The sequence below is a fragment of the Stieleria sp. genome (assembly GCF_041595215.1).
Classification (GTDB): domain Bacteria; phylum Planctomycetota; class Planctomycetia; order Pirellulales; family Pirellulaceae; genus Stieleria; species Stieleria magnilauensis.
Genome location: NZ_JBFHKV010000662.1, coordinates 1 through 4,859 on the forward strand (window position 1 = coordinate 1; position 4,859 = coordinate 4,859).

Consider the following 4,859-nt stretch of genomic DNA (forward strand, 5'->3'; position numbering starts at 1 on the left):
CATCTGTCAGCGGATCGGTGTTTGAAGACCTGAACAAGGATGGCGATCGAGACGCGGGCGAGCCGCTGCTAAGCGATTTCGTCGTCGAAGTCGACTATCACAGCGACGGTTCGATCGACCAGACGATGCAATCGACGGAATCCGGATTCGACTTTTTCGGCTTACCGTTCGGGCAACACGTCGTTTCGCTCGTCCTACCGGAGGGCTTCACTCAGTCTCAGTTTGTTGACGGAGGTGATTATTCGATCGCGATTGAAAGTGGCACCCAACTGGTCGACCTGGATTTTGGTGTCATCGACCGGCGTGGTGTCGTCAGTGGGACAAAATTTGAAGACCGGAACGGCAACGCGGTCCGCGACCCAGCCGAGCCGGGGCTTGCCGGCTGGACCATCTATGCCGACATCAATGACAACAAGGTGTTGGACTCCGACGAGCCGTCAACAACGACATCCTCCGATGGATCTTACGAGCTGAGACTGCCCGTGGGCGACTATGTGATTCGCGAGGTGCCGCAAGCGGGTTGGAATCAGACATTCCCCGTCGCGGTGGATTATCAGTCGATCGCGACATCCAATTTTGTCAAAGTGGACTTGTCGTTGTCCGGACCTTACATCGTTTGGGGCGAGAACACTTCGCCAGGTGGACGCTTGCGGCGATTCGACGGCAACAATGTGGTGGACATTGTTGTGATCGATGAGGAGAGCATCACATCATTCGGCGTGACCCGTGATGGGACTGTTTCCTGGGCGTTGGATCACGATCGCTTCGATAACGACAGCGACCAGAACGACATCTATCAAAACGTCTCCGGAACGGTGCGGCGATTGACACGAAACGGTGTCGAAGACGGCGATCTGCTGACCGACGGAGATCATCTGATCTACAAGAGCGGAAACAACTTGTTCTTAAATGACGGTGAGAAGACCATCGTCTTGTCACAAAGTGCTGGGATTGCGGCTGCCGATGGCGGCAGCGTCGTCTTCAATGCGATTGACATCGCGGCCAATCGCCGCGGACTCTACCACTACGATGGCGAACTGATACGAGAGATTTCCGAGGCGGCGAGTGAGATCGTCTTCCAGATGGACGTCCATGGAGACTACATCGCTTGGATCCAGTACGATTCCGCTAGCCAGTGGTATTCGGTGTGGAGAGACGACGGCCAAGGGGCACAGCAAATCGACACCGGACCAGAGACCGCAACTGAAGTCCAGGTTGACGCATTCGGTAACGTCGCGTGGCTTCGTTGGTCTGACGAGGACAATGCGGAGGTGATTTTTCATGCTGGCGGTGCGCTGTCCACATTGACGAGCGACGGGTCGAGAAAATTAGACCTGTCACTCGATGCCGGGGTGGCCGCGTGGTCGCGTTCGACCGTCGAGAGCTCGAGGGTGTTCATCTACGATGGACGCGAGATCCTTGAGCCCGGATTCAGCTTTTCCTATGGACCGGTCGTGGAGGAAGGTCGCGTTGCGTTCTTCGCATCCGACATCGGGACGTTGACGACCACGGACGTCTACGTCACCGACGTGCGGAGCTATCACGCGGTCTCGATCGATGTGGGACAGTCGGTCAGCGAGATCGATTTCGGTAATCGTGCCGAAACAGCCACACTTTCCGGCAGTGTCTTTGCGGATCTTGATGGGGATGGCGTTCAAGATCCGGGTGAAGGCCCTCTGAACCGCGCGGACGTTGAACTGCTTTTGCTTCCCAGCCGCCAAGTGCTCGCTACGGTGTCAACCGATGAATCAGGGCAGTTTGAGTTTGCCGTCGAACATGGGGTGGAGTACCTGGTTCGAGTTGCGGTGGGGCCCGGGGAAGAAGTGACTTTTCCGGAAAATCGAATTTATACTTTGACGCCGACTGCCGGTAGCACAAACGTCTTGACGTTCGCCGTCACGAGCAACGCTTCGACCGATAGCGATGGGATACCAGATTCGGTCGAAGATGGTGCGCCGTTCGGAGGTGATGGAAACAATGATGGCGTCCCAGACCGTCAGCAACCCCATGTCGCGTCCTTGCCAAACGCCGAGGATGATACCTATGTGACGATTGTCGCGCCGGAAGGCACCGAGCTGGTCGCGGTGACCGCGTTTGACGACCACCCGGAACCAGACAAAATACCGTCAGACGCAAAGTTCCCGGTCGGATTCATCAGTTTTGAACTACACGGTATCGAGATAGGAGAAACGGTCGATGTCACACTCGTGTTGCATAATAACTCGTTGATTTCGAATTATTACAAGTACGGACCGACTCCGGATGATACCGAGCCCCACTACTATCGCTTCACGCGAACTTCGAAATGGGGAATTCAATCGTTGTCGCCTGGGGAAGTCGTGCTGCGGTTCACCGATGGTAGGACCGGAGACGACGATTTGACAGAAAATGGCGTGATCGTTGATCCCGGTGCCCCGCTGTTGATCACGTCAGGGCGCGTGCAAAACCCGATCGACCCCTTCGACGTCAACAACGACGGCCAGACATCGCCATTGGATGCCCTTCAAGTGATCAACTACCTGGCCAGAAACCAAGGCGATGGTGAATCGATCGCTGCCATGGGAGAATCGCTTGTGTTCCTCGATGTCAACGTCGACGATCGCGTGAGCCCACTCGACGCACTCGCCGTTCTCAACGAAATCGCAAGAAGAACCTCTCCGATGACCGAGCCTGAAATGCCACCACCGCTCGCGTCCGACTGGCTACGCCCCTATCAATCACCGACCGATGACGAGGAGTTTGAACACACGATCGGACTACTTGCGCACGAGCTGGTCCGGCGCAGCCCGCTCGCACCGCTCTAGACGACTCACCAACGCGATGCGGCCCATCACAACAAGCGTCGAGTCCATTGTCGGCAGGGAGATTGGTCAAAAAATTGGGTGGTCAAAAAATTGGGTGGTCAAAAAATGTTGAGCACCGCGGGAGCGTTGTTGTGAAGTGGCTCCATTTTTTGACCAATCAATTTTTTGACCCTTATCCCAGATGCCCCAGCCTTGCCCGCAGCTGGGCTGGGACAAGTCTGAGCCTCCTGCGATTGAACGTCGTTTCCAGGACAGGGGCGCACAACCGGTCTTCTCGTTATTTCTCATTGATGGGCAATCGACCGGCTACTAGTTCGCGATCTGTTCGAGGTAGTCGGTGCCGTGTTGCTGGTACCACTGAGCCACTGTTTCCAAGTCGCGGCAATTGATCAGCATGTCGGCTCCTGGTGCCTGCTCGGAAACAAGCATTTGCGAAAGCCACCAAGCAACCGTTTCCTCTTCCCACCAGTATTCGCTCTGCTGGTACTCCGTCGCCCACTTCAAGCCGTGTGCGCCACGCGTCTCGATGACGACGCGTACTGCGGCTAATTGAAGGGCCACCGATCACGAACGATGGTGTGCAAGCACCGTCCGAACACGAGTCCCGTGAGGGCTTCGTCGACACTATCAATCAGCGTCGTCGTTGCATCACCTTGACGATTCCACGTGTGTCCATCGACTGGACAGCGTCGCTATCACGACACCCTGCGCCGTGAACGGATCATGGTCATGCCGCCGAGCAGCAGTACCAGCGCGGCACTGGGCTCGGGAATGGCCGTCAGGCGACTGGAGGCGTAGTGTTCCAAGTAAAAGTCTCCGCTGACGTTGCGGCCGGCAATCATCGAACCAAAAAAAGATTGTGTATCGACCGAGATGTTTCCGGCGGGCGTGTAGACCGTGCCGAGGAACTCGTTCAAGAACCCGCTGCCGATTTCGAAATCGCCATGCACTTCCCAGGTGACTTCACTCGCCAAGTCGACAAACGACGGGGGCGGGTTGTCATCGGTTTCAGGGAATTCGGTGCCGTTGACGTAGAGCTGCAATCCGGTTCCCAGATCGACATCATCTTCGACGTAAACGTTGATCTGGCCACCGGTCAAATCGAGATACAGATCGGTCGAAATGCCGAGCGTCAGATTGCGAAGGAAATAGTCTCCACTGGTCAGGTGCAACTCTTTCAGCGACGAACCGCTGAGGTCGACCGATCGATAGCTTCCGGGGGTCAAGTTGACGACCTCTTGACCGGCCAAATTGTAATCCACTGATCCCGCGACGAAATCGGTGGTGTGCGGCATGGCGATCGAGGCAACCGTATTGCTCGCTTGCGTCACCGTTCCCGTGACCACACTGGATGCGTTGGCGGAAATGTCACGCCCGTAGGTCGCATTTCCGACGACATCGGTCCCGCTACTAAACGTGATATCTCGATTGGCAAACAGATCGCCGTTGATATCGATCAGGCTGCGTGTCGTGACGATGTCTTCGACGGCGTAAAAGTTGCCGCGTGTTCGCGAACGACGCTGAATGCCGTATCCGAAATCGATAGCTATATTTTCCCGAGCATAAACGTCGCCCAGCACGGTGCTGTAGGAATCCAGCGTCACCATCTGACCGGCGTAAATGGCGAAGTCGGTCGCTTTTGCGTCCGCCGCAACTTGCGCGGATACCGTCGTTTGTAGACAAGATACCGTCGCATAAAGGACTGCGACGACAATCAGAGATCGTCGAAACATGAGAAAATGACTCCGAAGCAAAGTGTGAAAGGACCAGCCAACGATCGGACGCGAGTCAGAGCATAGTCGGGGCTATGATTCGGGTTTAGTCCAAAATCAGCCGGTCCAGCGCGATCGAATATTGCTTCTGGGGCCAACGGGATTGATCAAAAGGGAGCCCGTCCGTCCGGGTAGACTGCCCGGACGAGGACTCGCGCGTCGCGCCCGTCTTAATTTTGGAGAATGGTCAAAAAATAGGGGTGACCGAAGAGTCAATGCTGCGAGCTGACTCCATTTTTTGACCAACAAATATTTTGACCCCCCAACCACCCCCCCCCACCCC

General features: G+C 55.9%; 3 protein-coding genes. 1 reads left to right on the forward strand and 2 read right to left on the reverse strand.

What is annotated here, in order from left to right; translation table 11 throughout:
* On the forward strand, positions 1 to 2,804 hold a 2,804-nt coding region (locus ABX749_RS22015; protein ID WP_372897878.1), incomplete at its 5' end, for an SdrD B-like domain-containing protein.
* 309 nt (positions 2,805 to 3,113) lie between these two features.
* On the opposite strand, the gene ABX749_RS22020 is transcribed toward ABX749_RS22015, so the two are convergent.
* Together ABX749_RS22020 and ABX749_RS22025 are read right to left on the reverse strand one after the other, a co-directional pair.
* A complete protein-coding gene (locus ABX749_RS22020; protein WP_145207237.1) occupies positions 3,114 to 3,365 on the reverse strand; it encodes a hypothetical protein in 252 nt (83 codons plus the stop codon).
* 134 nt (positions 3,366 to 3,499) lie between these two features.
* Positions 3,500 to 4,537 (reverse strand): PEP-CTERM sorting domain-containing protein, encoded by a 1,038-nt coding sequence (locus tag ABX749_RS22025; protein WP_372897879.1) that lies wholly within the window; start codon positions 4,535 to 4,537, stop codon positions 3,500 to 3,502.
* Between the last annotated feature and the right edge of the window lie 322 nt (positions 4,538 to 4,859).